The following is an 18,041-nucleotide window of genomic DNA, read 5'->3' as shown; positions in this document are numbered from 1 at the left end:
GGCTGCAAATCGACCGCAGCGGTCCATTTTTCACCGTCTTTTTGTCCCATAGCTGGGCTATGGGTCTGCAAATCCGGCAAAAACTGTCCTCGCTGGGCCCGATTTTCGCTCTCGACGCCCCAAGTCCGACAGGCTCCTAGCCTGCCCAGCACATTCACTTCCCAAGCCTCCGCATGATCTCCGTCGTCGCAGCGGTCTGGTTTATGGTGAGACATTGGAGCGCGGGGCCCCGCCTGCGGGGATCGACCAGCGTAAATGGATCAACACCGCGCTCACTTCGACAGCCGCTTCAAAATTTCTGTCGTCGCAGCGGCCTGGTTCATGGTGTAGAAATGAATGCCGGGCACGCCTGCGGCCTGCAGCTGATCACACAGATCGGTGATCACATCCAGGCCAAAGCTTTTTATGGACGCGGTGTCGTCGCCGAAGCCCTGCAGGCGCAGGCGGATCCAGCGCGGAATCTCGGCGCCGCAGGCATCTGAAAAGCGCATGAGCTGGGTCGAGCTGGTGATCGGCATGATGCCGGGCACCACTGGAATGTCCAGCCCCATCTTCTTCACGTCATCGACAAAACGGAAGTAGGCATCCCCGTTGAAAAAATATTGCGTGATGGCCGAGTTGGCGCCGGCCTTGACCTTGGTGGCAAAAGCCTGCAGATCGGCGTCGGCCGATTTGGCCTGAGGGTGGATCTCGGGGTAGGCCGCCACTTCGATATGAAAGGCGTCGCCGGTAAACTCGCGGATGAAGGCCACCAGGTCGCTGGCGTGATGAAACTCGCCACCCGCACCGTAGCCGCTGGGCAGATCGCCGCGCAGTGCCACCAGACGCTTGATGCCCATGGCCTGCAGGGCAGCGAGCTGCTCGCGCACCGTGGCCTTGGTCGCACCCACACACGAGAAGTGGCAGGCCGCGGCCACACCTTCCTTGAGGATTTCTGCAACGGTGGCAAAGGTGCCGTCCTGGGTGGAACCGCCCGCGCCAAAGGTCACCGAGCAGAACTCGGGCTGGTGCGCGTACAGCGCCTGGCGCGCAAGGCGCAGCTTGTCGACGCCTTCCGGCGTTTTGGGCGGAAAAAATTCAAAGCTGATCGGAAGATTCATCATCAGTCTCACTTGTTCTTCAGAGCTGCTCAGTGCGGCTCAGTCATCTTTGTCGCGGCGTTTGCCGCGCGCCGGGCCGTGCTGGCCCGCGTGTGCTTCTTCAGAGTCCTCGTGCGCTTCATGCATGGCGCGCAGTTCGCTGCGCGGTGTACGTTTGGCGGCCTTGCGTGGCGGCGCGGCCGGCAGCGGCTGGTCTTCACCGGCGTTGTCATGACCTTTGACGGCATGGATAAAAAACTCGCGGTTGCCGTCACCGCCTTCAATCGGCGAGGCCAGCCAGGCCTTCACGTCCATGCCCAGCGCGGCACACGCGTCGCGCAGGCGTTGCTCGACAAATTCGAAATGCGCGGCGTCGCGCACAATGCCGCCCTTGCCGATCTGGCCGGGCTGCAGCTCGAACTGTGGTTTGACGAGCATCAGCAAATCACCGCCAGGCTTGAGCAGGCGCACCACGGCCGGCAGCACCAGCGTGAGCGATATGAAAGACAGGTCGCCGGTCAGGAAGTCGAAGTTGGCCTCCACCGGTTGCGACGGCTCGGCCTCGTCGCCATCAAAGTTTTCATCACCAAATTCGGCCTCAGCCCCCGCGTCATGGGCGTGACCAGCTACTAAATCGATAGCGGTCATGGATCGGGCGTTGAGCCCCTCAATACACACCACGCGCGCGTCCTCGCGCAGGCTGGGGTGCAACTGGCCGTGCCCCACGTCCACACCCACCACCTGCACCGCACCCTGCTGCAGCAGGCAGTCGGTAAAGCCGCCCGTGGACTGGCCAATGTCCAGGCAACGCAACCCGACCACTTTCAGCCCGGTACTTTGGAGCGCGCCCTCGAGCTTGAGCCCGCCGCGTGAGATGTATTTGACCTCGGTGGTGTCGGGAATCTCGACCTCGGCGCCAGCTGGAATCTCGTCGCCGTTTTTAGCGACTTTCTTCCAGAGCGCACTTTCCCCAGCGCGCCAGCGCACGCCAGACGCAACCAGGCGCTGAGCCTGGGAGCGGGTGGCGGCAAAGCCGTTGTCGACGAGAAAGAGGTCAGCGCGCATGGATTTCAGATTCAGTTTGATCCCCTCTCCCGCCGGGAGAGGGGTAGGGTGAGGGCTCGCCGGCTTCACACCAAAGCGCAGGAAACGTTGGCGCCGCTGGCCCCCCTCACCCCTGCCCTCTCCCAAAGGGAGAGGGAGTGATACATCAATAACGGTAAGTGTTGGCTTTGTAGGGGCCAGCCTTCGACACGCCGATATACGCCGCCTGTTCGTCGCTGAGTTCGCTCAGCATGGCGCCAACCTTTTTCAGGTGCAAACGTGCCACTTTTTCGTCCAGGTGTTTTGGCAGCACATAAACCTTGCCCACTTCGTAGTCGGCCTGTTTGGTGAACAGCTCGATCTGCGCAATGGTCTGGTTGGCAAAGCTCGACGACATCACGAAGCTCGGGTGGCCGGTGCCGCAGCCGAGGTTGACCAGCCGGCCCTTGGCCAGCAGGATGATGCGTTTGCCGTCCGGAAAGATCACATGGTCGACTTGCGGCTTGATCTCTTCCCAGGTGCACTTTTCGAGTGCAACGACGTCGATTTCATTGTCGAAGTGGCCGATGTTGCAGACGATGGCCTGGTCTTTCATCGCGGCCATGTGTTCATAGGTGATGACGTTTTTGTTGCCGGTGGCAGACACAAAAATATCGCACTTGTCAGCGGCGTATTCCATGGTCACGACCTTGTAACCTTCCATCGCGGCCTGCAGGGCGTTGATGGGGTCGATCTCGGTGACCCAGACCTGGGCCGACAGTGCGCGCAGCGCTTGTGCCGAGCCTTTGCCCACGTCACCGTAACCGGCAACCAGGGCCACCTTGCCGGCAATCATCACATCGGTGGCGCGCTTGATCGCGTCAACCAGGGATTCGCGGCAACCGTAGAGGTTGTCGAACTTGGACTTGGTGACCGAATCATTGACGTTGATGGCGCGCAGGGCCAGCGTGCCCTTGGCTGACATTTCGTTCAAACGCAATACGCCAGTGGTGGTTTCTTCGGTCACGCCGACGATGCATTGAAGGCGGCGGCTGTACCAGGTCGGGTCTTTCGCCAACTTGGTCTTGATCGAATTGAACAGGCAGATCTCTTCTTCGCTGCCCGGGTTGGCCAGCAGGGAAGCATCTTTTTCGGCCTTGGTGCCCAGGTGCATCAGCAGCGTTGCATCGCCGCCGTCATCCAGAATCATGTTCGGGCCTTCTTCGGGCGTGCCTTTGGCGCCAGCGAATTCGAAGATGCGGTGCGTGTAGTCCCAGTAGTCGGCCAGGGTCTCGCCCTTGATGGCAAAAACCGGTGTGCCGGCGGCGGCAATCGCAGCGGCTGCATGGTCCTGCGTCGAGAAGATGTTGCACGATGCCCAGCGCACGTCGGCACCCAGGGCTTGCAATGTCTCGATCAGCACGCCGGTCTGGATGGTCATGTGCAGCGAGCCGGTAACGCGCGCGCCCTTGAGGGGCTGCGCCTTGGCGAATTCTTCGCGGATGGCCATCAAACCGGGCATTTCGGTTTCGGCAATTTTCAGCTCTTTGCGGCCCCAATCGGCGAGCGACAGGTCGGCAATAACGTAATCAGGGTGCAGGGGTTTGAGAACGGCGCTCATGGTGACTCCAAAACAGGCTTTTAAAAACCACAGCTGGGGTCAACTCACCTCACAGCACAGTGGGTGAGCGCGGTTGGGAGGCAGAGCCGGCAAGCGGCCTGGTGTCCGAGCCTCACGCGCCAGCTGACGGGGTCAGTGTGTGGCAGGTTGCATCGCTCCTCGGACAAGCCATATTCTATACGGCTGGTCGCCCAGCGGCAAAGCCCGGGGCCAATACCCTGCGTCGCCAGTGGGTCAGCGAGCCATGGCGCGGCGCGTCAGGTAGCTGCAGGCGTCCACCAGCGCCACCAGGCCAATCATGGCCAACAGGATGGAGCTGGTCTCCTGCATCTGGAACAGCCCCATGTGAAAAGCCAGCATCTGCCCCAGGCCGCCCGCACCCACCACACCCAACACGGCGGCAGCGCGAATGTTGTTCTCCCAGCGGTACAGCGTGTAGCTCATGAGCTGCGGCAGCACCTGCGGCAGCGTGGCGTACAAAAAAACCCGGCCTTCGCCGACACCGCGCAGGCGTAGCGCCGCACCCGGGCCTTCGGGCACGTTTTCAACCGCCTCGGCAAACAGCCGCCCGAGCACGCCGGTGGTGTGCAGCGCCAGCGCCAGCGTGCCGGCCAGCGGACCCAGGCCGGCGGCAATCAGCAGCAGGGCCGCCCAGACCAGCTCCGGGATGCTGCGCAGGGCGTTGAGCAGCAGGCGCGTGACGGTTTTGAAACGCGCCGGGTCCTGCGCATGCGTGCGGCTGGCTGGCAACGCCAAAAACAGGCCGAAAATCGCTGCAATCAGCGTGCCCAGGGCCGACATGGCCAGGGTTTCCAGCGTGGCCGGCAACAACTTTTTCAGAAAGGCGGCCTCGCCCGTCGGTTCCAGCAGTTCGCCGATAAAACGACCCATCTTGCGCAGGGCATCGAGCGAGAAGAATTGCGCCCACTTCAGATCCAGCGACCAGAAACTCAACGCCACCATTAGTACGGCCCCCACTACCAGCCAGCAGGCCTTGCAGCGCGCGTCAAACAGCGGCGGCGGCAGACGGTACACCTCGTTGGCGGCGGGGGTGGAAGCTCGCAACTCGTCCATCACCCGCCTCAGCCCAGCGCCTTGCGCAGCCAGGCGCTGGCCTGGTCGGCCAACCAGACCAGGCCCATGAAGACCAGCAGCATGGTGCTGACTTCAGCGCCGTTGAACATTTTCATGGACGCGTCCATCTGCTGACCCAGGCCACCGGCCCCGACAAAACCCAGCACCGCCGAAGAACGGATAGCGCACTCCCAGCGGTAAACGCTGTAGCTGGTCAGCTCGGCCGCGTTTTGTGGCAGCAGGCCGTAGAAAAAAGCCTGTAGCCGTCCGGACCCATTGCGCAGCAGCGACGCCGTGGCATGGCTGTCGCCACTTTCAAGGATTTCGCCATACACCTTGCCCAACATGCCGCTGTAGGTCAGCGCAATTGCCAGCACACCGGCGGTGGGTCCCAGCCCGACCACCCGCACAAAAATCAGCGCCCAGATCAGCTCAGGCACGCTGCGCAGCAAAATCAGCAGCCAGCGCACCGCCTGCCGCAGTGTGGCCGGCAACAGGGCCATGCGCCCGCTCAGGGCCGACACCGACAACACACGCACCGATAACAGCGTGAGCGGCAGCGCCAGCAGCAAGGCCAGGGCCATGCCGACGGTGGCCATGGCCACCGTGCGCCAGGTTTCCCGCGCGACCAGCCACAAAAATTCCGGTTCAAGTTTGGGCGGAAAGAAATCGCCCAGAAACTTCAGCGTTGAAGAAAGCGTTGCGGGCTCGAACATCACCCAGGGTTTGAACTCGGTCAGCACCAGCGCGGGCCACAGCAGCAGCAGCGCGGCCAGCGCCCAGAAAACGCGGCCGCGCCAGGCCGGGTCGCGCAGCTCGGGGCGCGGGGTTGGCAAGGTGGCGACGGTCATCGGTGCGCCCTGCTGCTCAGCGGCAATGCATGACGGCAGGCCGCACTGCCGGGGCAGGCAAGTCCAGCGGCTCATGCGCCGGGCCACCCAACTCATGCAGATGCTGTGCATACAGGGCCTGCAGACGCTCGGGCGTCACCCGCGCGGCAGGCAGGTCGAAGGCTAGCTCGCCGTCCCGCAGGCCGATGATGCGCGGGAAATGTTGCAGCGCCATCTCGACATGGTGCAAGGTGCAGACCAGCGTGGCGCCGCGCTCACGCGCCGCCTGCGTCAGCGAGGCGATGGCCTGCTGGCCGCGCGTCGGGTCCAGCGCCGACAGCGGTTCATCGACCAGCAGCAGGCTGGCCTCGGTGACCAGCGCACGCGCCAGGCCCACGCGCTGGCGCTCCCCACCAGACAGGCGGTCCACGCGGGCAAACAGTTTGTCACTCAGGTCAAAATGCGCGAGGGCAGCGTCAGCCTGCGCAATCGCCGTCGGGTAAAACAGGCTGCGCAGGCTTTGCCACAGACCGATCTGCGGCAGGCGCCCGGCCAGCACCGAAGTGACCACACGCTGGCGCGGCGGCAGCGGCGGCACTTGCGGCGCCAGAAACAACTCACCGCGCAAACGCTGCAGCTGACGGCGCGGCAGCTGCCAGGGGTTGCGTTCGCCCAGCTGGACACTGCCGGCCGACGGCGGCAGCGCACAGGCAAGCAGATGCAGCAGCGTGGTTTTGCCGGCCCCGGAGGGCCCGATGATCGCAATCTGCTCACCGGCCGCCACGTCCAGCGACCGACCGCGCAGCGCGGCGAGTGCATCACGTTTTGCCGCCGGATGCCGCCCAGCCACCCCGTCCAGCCTGATCTTCATATATAAATTGGCCTCCAGCCCTTATGCAGTCTGCACAAGTAGCTATCTATTTAATAGCGGGTTACTTCAGCAAACCGGCACTGCGGGCGGCGGTTTCAATGCCCTGGTAGTTGCTGGCCTGGGTCGGGATGTAACGCGTGGCGCGGTTCAGGTCCAGGATTTCCTTGCCCTGCGCGGTGGCCGGGTCAATGTCGAGCAGGGCCTTGGTGACCTTCTCGCGCAGCGCTGCCGGCATGTCGGCATGCACCGCCCAGTTGTAGTTGAAGTAACCGGGCGTGGTGTAAAACACATTCACGTCCTTGGTGTCCACCCGGTTTTCCTTGACGAACTTGTTCCACACCGTGATGTCGAGTGCAGCGGCCTCGACCTTGCCGCTGACCACGGAGGCAATCGTGGCGTCATGCGCGCCAGAGTAGGCCACGCGCTTGAAGTCCTTGTCAGGGTCGATACCGGCCTGCAGCAAAAAGCTGCGCGGCATCAGATGACCCGACGTGCTGGACTGCGAGCCAAAACTGACCTGTTTGCCCTTGAGGTCTGCCAGGGTCTTGATGCCCGAATTGGTTTTGGCAATAAACACCGACTGGAATTTGGTATCTTCTTCGCGCTGGGCAATCGGAATGATTTTGCCGCCCGAGCGGTTTTGCGCCTGAATGAAGGTAAAGCCCCCGAGCCAGGCCATCTCGATGTTCTTGTTGACCAGGGTCTCGACGGCTGCCGGGTAGTCGCTGACCGGCGTGAATTCGACTTTCATGCCGAGCTTTTGCTCCAGGTACTTGACGATGGGGCCGAACTTTCGCATCTGCTCGGTGGCCGCTTCTTCCGGAATGGTGGTGACGCGAAAGACGGCCTGGGCGTGGGTCGCAGCAGCCGCTGTGAGCACTGCGCACAACGCAAGGGCCTTGAAGGCGGTTGTACTGAAAAATCGGGCCATGAAAGACTCCCAGAGAAGTTGACGTCTTCGTATTAAACCCGACAAGCCAAACCCTTGCGTCCGCCCTGCTACATTCCTGACGATGCCCGATACCGCTCTTCGCACCCGCGTGGTGATTGTCAGCCCCGCGCTGGCCGACGCCAACAATGGCAACTGGCAAACCGCCAGGCGCTGGCAGCAGATGCTGGCACCCCAGGCGGTGCGGATTGTGCGCGAGTGGCCCGACGCGGTAGCGTCCAGGCATGACCAGGTGCTGCTGGCCCTGCATGCGCGGCGCTCGGCCGCCTCGATTGCGTCCTGGGCTGCAGCGCGCGGCGCCACCGGGCTGGCTGTGGTGCTGACCGGCACCGACCTGTACCGCGATATTCAGCACGACGATGCGGCCCGGCAATCGCTGGCGCTGGCGCAGTGCCTGGTGGTGTTGCAGGAGCTTGGCCCCGACGCCCTGCCCGCGCTGCTTCGGCCCAAGGTGCGCGTGATCTTCCAGTCCACCACAGCGCGCCGGGCATTGTCCAAATCAACCCGCTTTCTGCGAGGCGTGATGGTCGGGCACCTGCGCGAAGAAAAGTCGCCACACACGCTGTTTGAAGCCGCGCGGCTGCTGGCGGGCCAGCCCAGGCTGTTCATCGACCACATCGGTGACGGGCTGGACCCTGCTCTGGGCGAGCAGGCCCGCGCCACCGCCGCCGCCTGCCCGAACTACCGCTGGCTCGGGGGCCAGACGCACGAGGCCACGCGCCGCCGCATCCAGCGTGCGCATGTGCTGGTCCACACCAGCCGCATGGAGGGCGGCGCCCATGTGATCATGGAAGCGGTGCGCAGCGGCACGCCGGTGATCGCCTCCCACATTGCTGGCAACATCGGCATGCTGGGCAAAGACTATGCGGGCTATTTTGAGTGGGGCGATGCGGCGGCGCTGGCGGCCTTGCTGCAACGTTGCCGCGACACGCCCGGACCGCTTGGCCTGCTGGCGCAGCTGGGCGCACAATGCGCGCGGCGTGCCCCTCTTTTTGAACCCGGTGCCGAACGCAGCGCGCTGCTGCAACTGGTGCAGCAGCTGCGGTCAACGCCCGCAAAACCACCTTCTCCTTCTGTCTGAACTGATATGCAATCGAGTGAACAACCTGTACTGCGCGACATCGTGCTGGTCGGCGGCGGCCACAGCCATGTGGGGGTGCTGAGAAGTTTTGGCATGAAGCCCGTGCCCGGCGTGCGCCTGACGGTGATCTGCCGCGACACCGACACCCCTTACTCGGGCATGTTGCCGGGTTACATCGCGGGCCACTACAGCTACGACGATGTGCACATCGACTTGAACACGCTGGCCGCTTTTGCCGGCGCCCGTTTTTTCCGCGATGAGGTGATTGGCCTGGACCGCTCTGCTGGCAAAGTCATCTGCCGAAACCGCCCGCCTGTGCCTTATGACAGGCTGTCGATCAACATCGGCTCGGCCCCGCAAATCGGCCAGGTGCCCGGCGCGGCCGATCATGCGGTGGCGGTCAAGCCGATTCATCTGTTCAATGAGCGCTGGCTGGCGCTGCTGGCCCGCGTGCAGCAACACACAGGCAAGACACGGATTGCCGTCGTCGGCGCGGGTGCGGGTGGCGTCGAGCTGACGCTTGCCATGCAGCACCGCCTGCGCGGCGAACTGCGCGCGCTGGGGCGCGACCCGAACGAGCTGGTCTTTCATCTGTTCAGTAACACGGCCGACATCCTGCCCACCCACAACCCCCGGGTGCGCCAGACTTTTCAGCGTGTGCTGACCGAGCGCCAGGTGGTGCTGCACCTGAACAGCGAAGTGACCCAGGTGTCTGAGCGCGGTATCAAAACCAGCGACGGCACGCTGATGGAGATGGACGAGATCGTCTGGGTCACGCAGGCCGGTGGTGCGGCGTGGTTGCGCCAGACCGGGCTGGCGCTGGACGCGGGTGGCTTCATCGAGGTCAACGAGCAGTTGCAAAGCATCAGCGACCCGGCCGTGTTTGCAGCCGGGGACATTGCCGCCTTCAGCAGCCGCCCGCTGCCGAAGGCCGGTGTGTTTGCAGTGCGCCAGGGCAAGCCGCTGGCCGCCAACCTGCGCCGGGCGGTGCTGGGCGAGCCGCTGGTCAGCTACCGGCCACAACGCAACTGGCTGGCGTTGATCAGCACTGGCGACCGCTTTGCCGTCGCCTCACGCGGCGCGCTGAGCTGGCAGGGCGAGTGGGTCTGGCGCTGGAAAGACTGGATTGACCGCCGCTTCATGGACAGGTTCCAGACCTTCCCCGTGATGGACGAGAGCACCCTGGGCAAGGCAGCGCCTTCGCGCGTCAAGCTTGATCAGGAAGAAGCGGCGCAGGCCATTTCGGCGATTGCCATGCGCTGCGGCGGCTGCGGCGCCAAAGTCGGTGCCACCGTGTTGTCGCGCGCGCTGGGCGCCCTGCAGCCGATTGAGCGCAACGACGTGCTGATTGGCCTGCACGCGCCCGACGACGCAGCCGTGGTGCGGGTGCCACCGGGCAAGGCCATGGTGCACTCAGTTGATTTTTTCCGCGCCTTTATCGACGACCCCTACCTGTTTGGCAAGGTGGCCGCCAACCATGCGCTCGGCGATATTTTTGCCATGGGTGGCGAGGCCCAGTCTGCCACCGCGGTGGCCACCGTGCCTTCGGGACTGGAGGCCAAGGTCGAGGACGTGTTGTTCCAGATGATGACCGGCGCCGTGGAGGTGCTCAATGAAGCCGGTTGCGCGCTGGTCGGCGGCCACACTGGCGAGGGCAAGGAGCTGGCGCTGGGTTTTGCGATCAACGGCCTGGTCGATGAAGACCTGCACACGGTGATGAAAAAAGGCGGCATGCGGCCCGGCGACGTGTTGCTGCTGACCAAGCCGATTGGCACCGGCACCTTGTTTGCCGCCCATGCGCGGCTGAAAACCCGTGGCCGCTGGATTGACGCGGCGCTGGCGTCGATGATCCAGTCCAATCGGCTGGGCGCCTTGTGCCTGCAAGCCCACGGCGCCACCGCCTGCACCGACCTGACGGGCTTTGGCCTGCTGGGCCATCTGGTCGAGATGACGCGGCCCTCGGGCGTGGATGCCGAGTTGTACCTGGCGGCGCTACCGCTGCTGGACGGCGCGCTGGAGACCAGCGCAGCCGGTATCCTGAGCTCACTGCAGCCCGCCAATGTGCGGCTGCGCCGCGCCCTGCGCAACCAGGCCGAGGCGATCACGCACCCGGCCTACCCGCTGATTTTTGACCCGCAAACCGCCGGCGGCTTGCTGGCCAGCGTGCCTGCCGACCGTGCTAGAGCCTGCATTGCCGCGCTGCGTAAACTCGGCTACAGCAAAACCGTGGCGATTGGCCGCATCCTGCCGCAAGGGGATGCGCTGGAACCCATCGTCCTCACATGCTGAGCCTCAGCGCCTGGCCACTGGCCGACCGGCAGCGCACCACGGGTGTTTTCACCGACATTGACGACACCCTCACGACCGAAGGCGCGATCACGGCGGACGCGCTGCAGGCGCTGGGTGAGCTCAAGGCGGCGGGCCTGCAGGTGATCCCGATCACTGGCAGACCGGTCGGCTGGAGCGAGCCTTTTGCCCAGGCCTGGCCGGTCAACGCCATCGTGGCCGAAAACGGTGCAGTGGCACTTATCAAGCATCAAATCGGGCTCCAGCCCTTGTCTGGCGGGCGCGAGCAGCTATCAAAACAATATCAACAGGACGAAGGCACCCGCCGCTCCAACTACACCCGCATGTATCAGGTAGCGCAGCGCGTGATGCGTGAGGTGCCAGGCGCCAGGCTGTCGCAAGACAGTCCGGGCCGCGAGACCGACATCGCCATCGACCACAGCGAGTTTGTACAGCTACCGCCCGAGCGCATCGCCCAAGCCGTGCGCATCATGCAAAGCGAAGGCATGAACGCCACGGTGAGCTCCATCCACATCAACGGCTGGTACGGCGCGCACAACAAGCTCGAAGGCGCGCGCTGGATAGTCCGTGAGTTGTTCGGCCGCGACCTTGATGCGGAGATGACGAACTGGGTTTATGTCGGCGACTCCACCAACGACCAGCTGATGTTTGAAGCCTTCCCGCACTCGGTGGGCGTCGCCAACATCCTCCGCTTTGAAGCAGAACTGAGCCACAAGCCGCGCTACATCACCGGGGGCGAACGCGGTGCCGGGTTTGCGGAGGTGGCTGCGGCCTTGCTGGAAGCGCGAAGGGGCTAACGGAGCCCCATAATCCATCAAAACTCCAACCCGCCAAATGACCGCAGCTGATGACGCACGACAAAGGGTGGTTTGACTTGGCGCGCCAGCGGCTGCCTGGCGGTGATTGGGTTTGTTATGAGATATTTGAAGGCGATCAGGCTGCTGCTGCGCCTATGCCAGTGGTGCGCAAAACAGCTAAGCGCCCGGCACCCGCACTTTTGCAAAAAGCACGTGAACTGCTGAACCAGGGCTATGTTGAGGCAGCCGCTAACTATGTACGGCAAGCCTTTGAGTCGGGACTGCGCGCAGCTTGTGAACTCAAAAGTATCAAACTGCCTTACAAACAAGATTTGACCGACCACAAAGCACAGGACCTCTTGACTGCGCTGAAGTCGTGGCCAGGCAATCCACCGACTGTGCGTAAAACCGACTGGGATGCCGCGCTGAATCAGCTGCAACTGCTTAAAGACGTGGTGATGAACCCCTATTCCCATCCGAGCGCGCCCAATATCCCGAGACAAGAAGTTGTGAATGCAGCCGATGCAGTGGAGACGTTTTTGGATTTGGTACGAAAGAAATAGATCACCCATCAAAAGACTGTACAAAATACCAGCTGTTGTGCAGAATCCAGGCATGACAAAAGCTACGCCAGCCAATGCCAACCCAGCCCACCACATCGCCGTTTTTCAGGAAACGACCATCCGCCGTACGTGGCATAACGAGGAGTGGTGGTTTTCAGTAGTGGATGTTTGCGCGATATTGACCGAAAGCCCTGATGCCGGGGCCTACTGGCGCAAACTCAAACAGCGGCTCAACGCCGAAGGCAGCCAACCCGTGACGTTTTGTCACGGGTTGAAGCTTGTGGCCCCGGACGGCAAACAGCGCGAGACTGATTGCGCCAACACCGAGGGCCTGTTCCGCATCATCCAGTCCATCCCGTCGCCCAAGGCGGAGCCGTTCAAGCGCTGGCTGGCGCAGGTAGGTTATGAGCGGGTCAAAGAAATTGAAAACCCGGAGCTTGCCAGTGCCAGAGCGCGCGAGCTTCACCAGGCCAAAGGCTACCCGCAGGCGTGGATTGAAAAGCGTTTGCGCTCCATCACTGTGTGCGGTGAACTGACTGACGAGTGGAAGGCGCGTGGCGTGGCAGAAGGCCGTGACTATTCCATCCTGACAGCAGAGATTGCCCGCGCTACCTTTGGCGTGACACCCGTAGAGCACAGTCAGATCAAGCAACTCGACAAGGTAAAAACGGGCAACAACCTGCGCGACCACATGACAGATCTGGAGCTGATCTTTACCATGCTGGGTGAGGTCAGCACCACAGAGATTGCGCGCCGCAGTGATGCGCAGGGCTTTGTTGAAAACAAAACATCGGCCAAACAAGGCGGCACCATTGCGGGCGATGCACGCAAGGCGCTAGAAGCAAAAACCGGCAACCCAGTGGTCAGTCGATCCAATTATTTGGCCATTCCGGCAGCGGGCGATACCAAACGCCCTGCCAAACACCCCGCTATGGCCAAGCCCAAGGCGAAGTGACCCGCTCGGCTCTTCGCTGAAGTCTGATCCGTGGGTGTGCCAGACCCCGAAAAAACTCAGAAAGACCTGGCAACCCCGTGCGCCAGCAAGCTGAATCGGGCGGTGCGGCCAGATATGGCGGTAGAGCGGGTAGACGGCAAAACGCTGACCAGTAAGGCCCGGACCGAAATCAGCGCGCGGCCACCGACACCGCCGACGGCTTGGCTGCACTCATGACGCTGTCGGCAGCGGTGTTGCTGACGAGTTCCAGCCGCATCGTGTAATCACCGGGCGGCGGGTTCAACCAGGTTTCGGTCTGGCCCCCGATGAAGTTGAGCACTTCGGGTTTGCGGCCGACGCGCTCCACCGTCAGGCGGAAATGCCCGGTATCCGGCACTTTGGGGCCGCCGTGCGAAACGTTGTAGCCGCTGGCATGGAACTGGACCCGGAACGGCGCTTTCAGCGTCTCGCGATCCGCCGGGCTCAGCAGCTCCACGCGCGGCGCGCCCTGCACGCTGGCAGGCGTGATGTCTTTGTTCTGCTTGCTGATGGTAATTTTCAGGGGCTTGCTGTAGACAAAGTAGGGGATATGCCCCTCGTCGGCCAGCACCAAGCGCAGCTCGTAGCTGCCGGGCGGGAGATTGACCAGCATCTCCATCTGGCCCTTGCCGAAGTGAATGTACTGGTTGCTAAAGGGCAGGGGCTTCTTGAAGTCCAGCGGCAAGCCCTGGTTGACCAGCAGGTGATGGTGGCCGGCGCGGCTGGCGGTCTTGCCTGCAGGGACCAGCCCGCGCATCGACAGGCCGAACCGGGCGACGAAAGGCGCTTCATAAACCCCGCCGTCCGCGAGGTTGGTGAAGTAGGTTTCAGCGGAACGCGGCGATGGCACGACCCACGGGTGAAGCACAAATTCCGCAGTGTCCGCGGGTGCAACCGTTGTCTGGGCCGCTGACCCCATGGAAAGAAAGACCGCGCTCAGGGAAAGCACATAGACGAAACGCCGCAAGGTAGGGAGGATCATGATGTGTTACCCGTGAAATTGAAACACTTGGTAAAAGAATTATCAAGAAGTAATGTTATGACCTGACCATTTCAAAGATATCCTGGACCTTCTATGCCCATGCCTTATTCAGGGTCTTTTGCCTCACGTGACAGCACCGGCGCCAGCGCTTTTCCAGTGTGCGTGCCCAGCCTGACCACGGCTTCAGGTGGTGCCGAAGCCACCACCTGCCCACCCGCGTTGCCGCCATCCGGCCCGAGGTCAATCACCCAGTCGGCTTCGGCAATCACGTCCAGGTCATGTTCAATTACGACCACGCTGTGCCCGCCGTTGACCAGGCGGTGCAGCACATGGATCAGTTTTTCAACGTCGGCCATGTGCAAGCCCACCGTTGGTTCGTCGAGTACGTACAGGGTGTGCGGCGCTTTCTGGCCGCGCCGGGTGATGTCGTCTCTGACTTTTGACAGTTCAGTCACCAGCTTGATGCGCTGCGCCTCGCCGCCTGACAGCGTCGGCGACGGCTGACCCAGCGTCAGGTAGCCCAGGCCCACGTCCTTGAGCAGCTGCAGCGGGTGCGAGATGTTCGGCATGGACGCAAAAAACTCGACGGCTTCATCGACTTCCATGGTCAACACGTCGCCGATGTTTTTGCCGCGCCAGGTCACGGCCTGGGTCTCAGGGTTGAAGCGGGCGCCGTGGCAGGTTTCGCACAGCACTTTCACATCAGGCAGAAAGCTCATGCCGATGGTACGCACGCCCGCGCCCTCGCAGGTCGGGCAGCGGCCCTCACCGGTGTTGAAGCTGAAGCGCCCGGGGCCGTAACCGCGCGCCTTGGCTTCGAGCGTGTCGGCAAACAGTTTGCGCACCGTGTCCCAGAAGCCGATGTAGGTGGCCGGGCAACTGCGTGGCGTTTTGCCGATGGGGGTCTGGTCCACCTCCAGAACGCGGTCCACCACTTCATAACCTTCGATGCGTTCACAGCCGGTCCAGGCGGGGTGTTTGCCCGCATCGTCTGCGTCGCGGCCAGCCTTGGTGGAACGCAACATGACGCCGGCATACACATTGGCCAGCAGCACGTCGCGCGCCAGCGTGGACTTGCCGGACCCGGACACGCCCGTCACCGCCACAAGCCGGTGCAAGGGCACGGCGACCGACACGTCTTTGAGGTTGTGCAGGTGGGCTTTGTTGACCGTGAGCCAGGACGTGAAAGGCCCGGCGGCTAGCGGCGCGGCGTTGTGCAGGGCGCTGGCGCTGGCCGCGGCGGCTTTCAGTGCAGCCGCTTTCAACTTTGCCTGTTTTTGTTTGCTGATGGTTGGCGGCGGGGGACCCTCACCCCTGCCCTCTCCCGCAAGCGGGAGAGGGGGTGAAGAAGGCGAGCCCGTCTGGCCCCCTCGCCCCTCCGGGGAGAGGGCAGGGGTGAGGGGCTTTCGCGTCTCACGGCGTGCATGCAAAGGGTGGATCAGCGGGTTGGCAAGGTAACGCCCAGTCAGCGAATCCGGCAGCGTGGCCAGGTGCGCGGCCGTGCCCTGCCCCACCAACTGTCCGCCGCGTTTGCCAGCGCCGGGGCCGATGTCGATGATGTTGTCGGCGCGGCGTATGGTGTCCTCGTCGTGCTCGACCACCACCAGCGTGTTGCCGCGCTCGCTGAGTTTGCCCAAGGCGCTCAGCAAAATCTGGTTGTCGCGCGGATGCAGGCCAATCGTCGGCTCGTCCAGCACATAACAGACGCCCTGCAGGTTGGAGCCGAGTTGTGCCGCCAGCCGGATGCGCTGCGCCTCGCCGCCCGACAGCGTCGGCGCGCCACGGTCCAGCGTCAAATAGCCCAGGCCCACGTCTTCCAGAAACTCAAGCCGGCTTTTTATTTCCGGAATCAGATCCCGTGCAATGCCCGCTTCGCGCCCGGACAGCGCCAGCTGCCCAACCCAGGCGCGTACGTCGGTCACCGACAGTGCGGCGATATCGGCAATACCCACACCCGCAAACTTCACTGCGCGCGCCTGCGCGTTCAGGCGTGTGCCCTGACAGCCAGGGCAGGCTGCATCCACCATGTCGTCAGCCTCGGGCTCGGCAAAACTCTGTTCGCGGCCCTTGTTGTCGTCGTCACGTACCGAATCGTCAAACACTTTGCGCTGCTCTTTGGTGAGCCTGACGCCGGTGCCGACACAGTCAGGGCACCAGCCGTGTTTGCTGTTGTAGCTGAACAGGCGCGGGTCCAGCTCAGAGTAAGACGTGGCGCAGACAGGGCAGGCGCGCGTGGTCGATGAGGCCTGTAGCCTGCCGATCTGTTTCGTGGACGAACCCGCCATCATGGCGCCGCGCAGCCCAGTGAGCGGGGCCAGCACATGCACCACCCCTTTGCCGTGTTGCAGCGCTGTCGCCAGCGCCTGACGCAAGGCCGCTTCGTTGGCCGGCGTCACGTGAATGTCGGCAATCGGCAGTTCCACCGTGTGTTCCTTGAAGCGGTCGATGCGCGGGAAACCCGTGGTTGGCAAAAACTCGCCGTCGATGCGCAGGTGGGTGTAACCGCGCGGCCGCGCCCAGTCGGCCAGCTCGGTGTACACGCCCTTGCGGTTGATTACCAGTGGCGCCAACAGGCCGATGTGCTGGCCGCGCCAGGCCTTGAGAATTTGCGCAGCAATGCTGTCAGGACTTTGCGGCATCACGGCCGCGCCGTCTTTGGTGCAATGCTGGATGCCGAGCTTGACATACAGCAGGCGCAGGAAGTGCCAGACCTCGGTGGTGGTGCCGACGGTGGACTTGCGCCCGCCGCGCGACAGGCGCTGCTCGATGGCTACCGTGGGCGGAATGCCGTACACCGCATCGACCTCGGGCCGGCCCGCCGGCTGCACAATGCTGCGCGCATAGGCATTGAGTGACTCCAGGTAGCGCCGCTGGCCTTCGTTGAACAAGATGTCAAAGGCCAGGGTCGATTTGCCGGAGCCGGAGACACCGGTCACCACATTGAACTTGCCGCGCGGAATGTTGACCGACAGGCTTTTGAGGTTGTGCTCCCTGGCGTTGACGATCTGTATCAGCTCGGACAGCTTGGGCCTGGTGGACCAGGCCTTGGGCCGCGCCGCTTCGACACCGTGTACCTTGCCCATGGCCTGCTCGTACTCGCGCAGCGCCAGCGCGGTGTGTGAGGTCGGGTGTTCACGCACCTCTTCGGGCGTGCCCTGGGCCACCAGCCAGCCCCCGGCCTCGCCGCCCTCCGGACCAAGGTCGATCAGCCAGTCGGCCGAGCGGATCACGTCCAGGTTGTGCTCGATGATGATCAGCGAATGTCCGACCTCCAGCAGCTTGCGCAGGGCCCGCATGAGTTTGGCGATGTCGTCAAAATGCAGGCCGGTGGTGGGTTCGTCAAACATGAACAACGTGCCGCGGTTGGCGCTTTTCAGCGCCAGCGGTTGACGGCTGGCACTGGCGGTTTTGGACGCACCCGCCAGAAACCCAGCGAGCTTGAGGCGCTGAGCCTCGCCACCTGACAGCGTAGGCACCGGCTGGCCGAGCTTGACGTACTCCAGCCCCACATCGACGATGGGTTGCAGCGCGCGGATGACTTCACGGTCCTGGGCGAACAGCTGGCTGGCTTCGCTGACGGTCAGGTCCAGCACGTCGGCCACGTTCATGACACGCGGCATCACGTCACCGAGGGCCTTGCGCTCTATCGTGATCTCCAGGATCTCCGGGCGATAACGCTTGCCGTCGCAGTCCGGGCAGCGCAGATAGACATCACTGAGAAACTGCATTTCCACATGTTCGAAGCCCGATCCGCCGCAGGTCGGGCAGCGCCCGTCGCCGTTGTTGAAGCTGAACTTCGACGCGGTGTAGCTGCGCTGCCGGGCCAGCGGCGCCTGCGCAAACAGTTCGCGCACCGCGTCCCAGGCACCGACATAACTGGCGGGGTTGGAG

The 18,041-nt window shown here is 63.3% G+C and carries 13 protein-coding genes, 1 pseudogene and 1 riboswitch; of the genes and pseudogenes, 5 read left to right on the top strand and 9 right to left on the bottom strand.

The annotated features are described in order from the left end of the window. Positions 1 to 272 precede the first annotated feature (272 nt). The 7 genes from metF to ACESMT_RS04785 all read right to left on the bottom strand — a co-directional run bounded on the left by metF (position 273) and on the right by ACESMT_RS04785 (position 7,429). Positions 273 to 1,100, bottom strand: a complete 828-nt coding sequence (metF, locus tag ACESMT_RS04815; RefSeq protein WP_372825434.1) for a methylenetetrahydrofolate reductase [NAD(P)H] — start codon at positions 1,098 to 1,100, stop codon at positions 273 to 275. A gap of 39 nt (positions 1,101 to 1,139) precedes the next feature. Continuing rightward, complete coding sequence (locus tag ACESMT_RS04810) at positions 1,140 to 2,144, bottom strand: TlyA family RNA methyltransferase (protein ID WP_372825433.1); 1,005 nt, start codon at positions 2,142 to 2,144, stop codon at positions 1,140 to 1,142. A 145-nt stretch (positions 2,145 to 2,289) separates the two neighbouring features. Then, positions 2,290 to 3,723 carry an adenosylhomocysteinase gene (ahcY, locus tag ACESMT_RS04805; protein WP_372825432.1) on the bottom strand — a complete coding sequence of 478 codons (1,434 nt, stop codon included), beginning with the start codon at positions 3,721 to 3,723 and terminating at the stop codon, positions 2,290 to 2,292. Positions 3,724 to 3,781: 58 nt separating this feature from the next. Then, positions 3,782 to 3,890, bottom strand: a riboswitch (S-adenosyl-L-homocysteine riboswitch). 67 nt (positions 3,891 to 3,957) lie between these two features. After that, the gene (gene phnE / locus ACESMT_RS04800; protein WP_372825431.1) at positions 3,958 to 4,797 is read right to left on the bottom strand and encodes a phosphonate ABC transporter, permease protein PhnE; all 840 of its coding nucleotides are present in this window, start codon (positions 4,795 to 4,797) and stop codon (positions 3,958 to 3,960) included. An 8-nt stretch (positions 4,798 to 4,805) separates the two neighbouring features. Then, positions 4,806 to 5,648 carry a PhnE/PtxC family ABC transporter permease gene (locus tag ACESMT_RS04795; RefSeq protein WP_372825435.1) on the bottom strand — a complete coding sequence of 281 codons (843 nt, stop codon included), beginning with the start codon at positions 5,646 to 5,648 and terminating at the stop codon, positions 4,806 to 4,808. 16 nt (positions 5,649 to 5,664) lie between these two features. After that, complete coding sequence (locus ACESMT_RS04790; RefSeq protein WP_372825430.1) at positions 5,665 to 6,498, bottom strand: phosphonate ABC transporter ATP-binding protein; 834 nt, start codon at positions 6,496 to 6,498, stop codon at positions 5,665 to 5,667. Positions 6,499 to 6,559: 61 nt separating this feature from the next. Next, positions 6,560 to 7,429, bottom strand: a complete 870-nt coding sequence (locus ACESMT_RS04785; RefSeq protein WP_372825429.1) for a putative selenate ABC transporter substrate-binding protein — start codon at positions 7,427 to 7,429, stop codon at positions 6,560 to 6,562. Between the two features lie 82 nt (positions 7,430 to 7,511). Between ACESMT_RS04785 and senB the strand changes: the two genes are divergently transcribed. Genes senB through ACESMT_RS04760 form a run of 5 tightly spaced genes read left to right on the top strand, consistent with a single transcriptional unit; the run spans position 7,512 to position 13,150 of the window. Next, positions 7,512 to 8,528, top strand: coding sequence for a selenoneine biosynthesis selenosugar synthase SenB (gene senB, locus ACESMT_RS04780; protein WP_372825428.1), 1,017 nt, complete (start codon positions 7,512 to 7,514; stop codon positions 8,526 to 8,528). 6 nt (positions 8,529 to 8,534) lie between these two features. Continuing rightward, the gene (selD, locus tag ACESMT_RS04775) at positions 8,535 to 10,817 is read left to right on the top strand and encodes a selenide, water dikinase SelD (RefSeq protein ID WP_372825427.1); all 2,283 of its coding nucleotides are present in this window, start codon (positions 8,535 to 8,537) and stop codon (positions 10,815 to 10,817) included. Next, positions 10,811 to 11,632: an HAD-IIB family hydrolase gene (locus ACESMT_RS04770; RefSeq protein ID WP_372825426.1), complete on the top strand. Its 822-nt coding sequence runs from the start codon at positions 10,811 to 10,813 to the stop codon at positions 11,630 to 11,632. The genes selD and ACESMT_RS04770 overlap by 7 nt, the downstream gene beginning before the upstream one ends. Positions 11,633 to 11,682: 50 nt before the next feature. Then, on the top strand, positions 11,683 to 12,195 hold the full coding sequence (locus ACESMT_RS04765) for a hypothetical protein (protein ID WP_372825425.1): 513 nt from the start codon (positions 11,683 to 11,685) through the stop codon (positions 12,193 to 12,195). A gap of 52 nt (positions 12,196 to 12,247) precedes the next feature. Beyond that, positions 12,248 to 13,150: a Bro-N domain-containing protein gene (locus ACESMT_RS04760; protein ID WP_372825424.1), complete on the top strand. Its 903-nt coding sequence runs from the start codon at positions 12,248 to 12,250 to the stop codon at positions 13,148 to 13,150. Positions 13,151 to 13,319: 169 nt separating this feature from the next. On the opposite strand, the gene ACESMT_RS04755 is transcribed toward ACESMT_RS04760, so the two are convergent. Together ACESMT_RS04755 and ACESMT_RS04750 are read right to left on the bottom strand one after the other, a co-directional pair. Beyond that, positions 13,320 to 14,150, bottom strand: coding sequence for a DUF4399 domain-containing protein (locus ACESMT_RS04755; RefSeq protein WP_372825423.1), 831 nt, complete (start codon positions 14,148 to 14,150; stop codon positions 13,320 to 13,322). 104 nt (positions 14,151 to 14,254) lie between these two features. Beyond that, positions 14,255 to 18,041 (bottom strand): annotated as a pseudogene (locus ACESMT_RS04750) (excinuclease ABC subunit A); the annotation flags it as partial.

Source organism: Polaromonas sp. (genome assembly GCF_041689105.1).
Classification (GTDB): domain Bacteria; phylum Pseudomonadota; class Gammaproteobacteria; order Burkholderiales; family Burkholderiaceae_C; genus Polaromonas.
This window is presented reverse-complemented; position numbering and strand designations above follow the sequence as displayed.

Coding starts and splice junctions, on each gene's coding strand:
- ACESMT_RS04795 (WP_372825435.1), bottom strand. CDS start 5,648: ATGACCGTCGCCACCTTGCCAACCCCGCGCCCCGAGCTGCGCGACCCG.
- ACESMT_RS04770 (WP_372825426.1), top strand. CDS start 10,811: ATGCTGAGCCTCAGCGCCTGGCCACTGGCCGACCGGCAGCGCACCACG.
- ACESMT_RS04790 (WP_372825430.1), bottom strand. CDS start 6,498: ATGAAGATCAGGCTGGACGGGGTGGCTGGGCGGCATCCGGCGGCAAAA.
- ACESMT_RS04755 (WP_372825423.1), bottom strand. CDS start 14,150: ATGATCCTCCCTACCTTGCGGCGTTTCGTCTATGTGCTTTCCCTGAGC.
- ACESMT_RS04760 (WP_372825424.1), top strand. CDS start 12,248: ATGACAAAAGCTACGCCAGCCAATGCCAACCCAGCCCACCACATCGCC.
- phnE (WP_372825431.1), bottom strand. CDS start 4,797: ATGGACGAGTTGCGAGCTTCCACCCCCGCCGCCAACGAGGTGTACCGT.
- selD (WP_372825427.1), top strand. CDS start 8,535: ATGCAATCGAGTGAACAACCTGTACTGCGCGACATCGTGCTGGTCGGC.
- ahcY (WP_372825432.1), bottom strand. CDS start 3,723: ATGAGCGCCGTTCTCAAACCCCTGCACCCTGATTACGTTATTGCCGAC.
- ACESMT_RS04785 (WP_372825429.1), bottom strand. CDS start 7,429: ATGGCCCGATTTTTCAGTACAACCGCCTTCAAGGCCCTTGCGTTGTGC.
- ACESMT_RS04810 (WP_372825433.1), bottom strand. CDS start 2,144: ATGCGCGCTGACCTCTTTCTCGTCGACAACGGCTTTGCCGCCACCCGC.
- ACESMT_RS04765 (WP_372825425.1), top strand. CDS start 11,683: ATGACGCACGACAAAGGGTGGTTTGACTTGGCGCGCCAGCGGCTGCCT.
- metF (WP_372825434.1), bottom strand. CDS start 1,100: ATGAATCTTCCGATCAGCTTTGAATTTTTTCCGCCCAAAACGCCGGAA.
- senB (WP_372825428.1), top strand. CDS start 7,512: ATGCCCGATACCGCTCTTCGCACCCGCGTGGTGATTGTCAGCCCCGCG.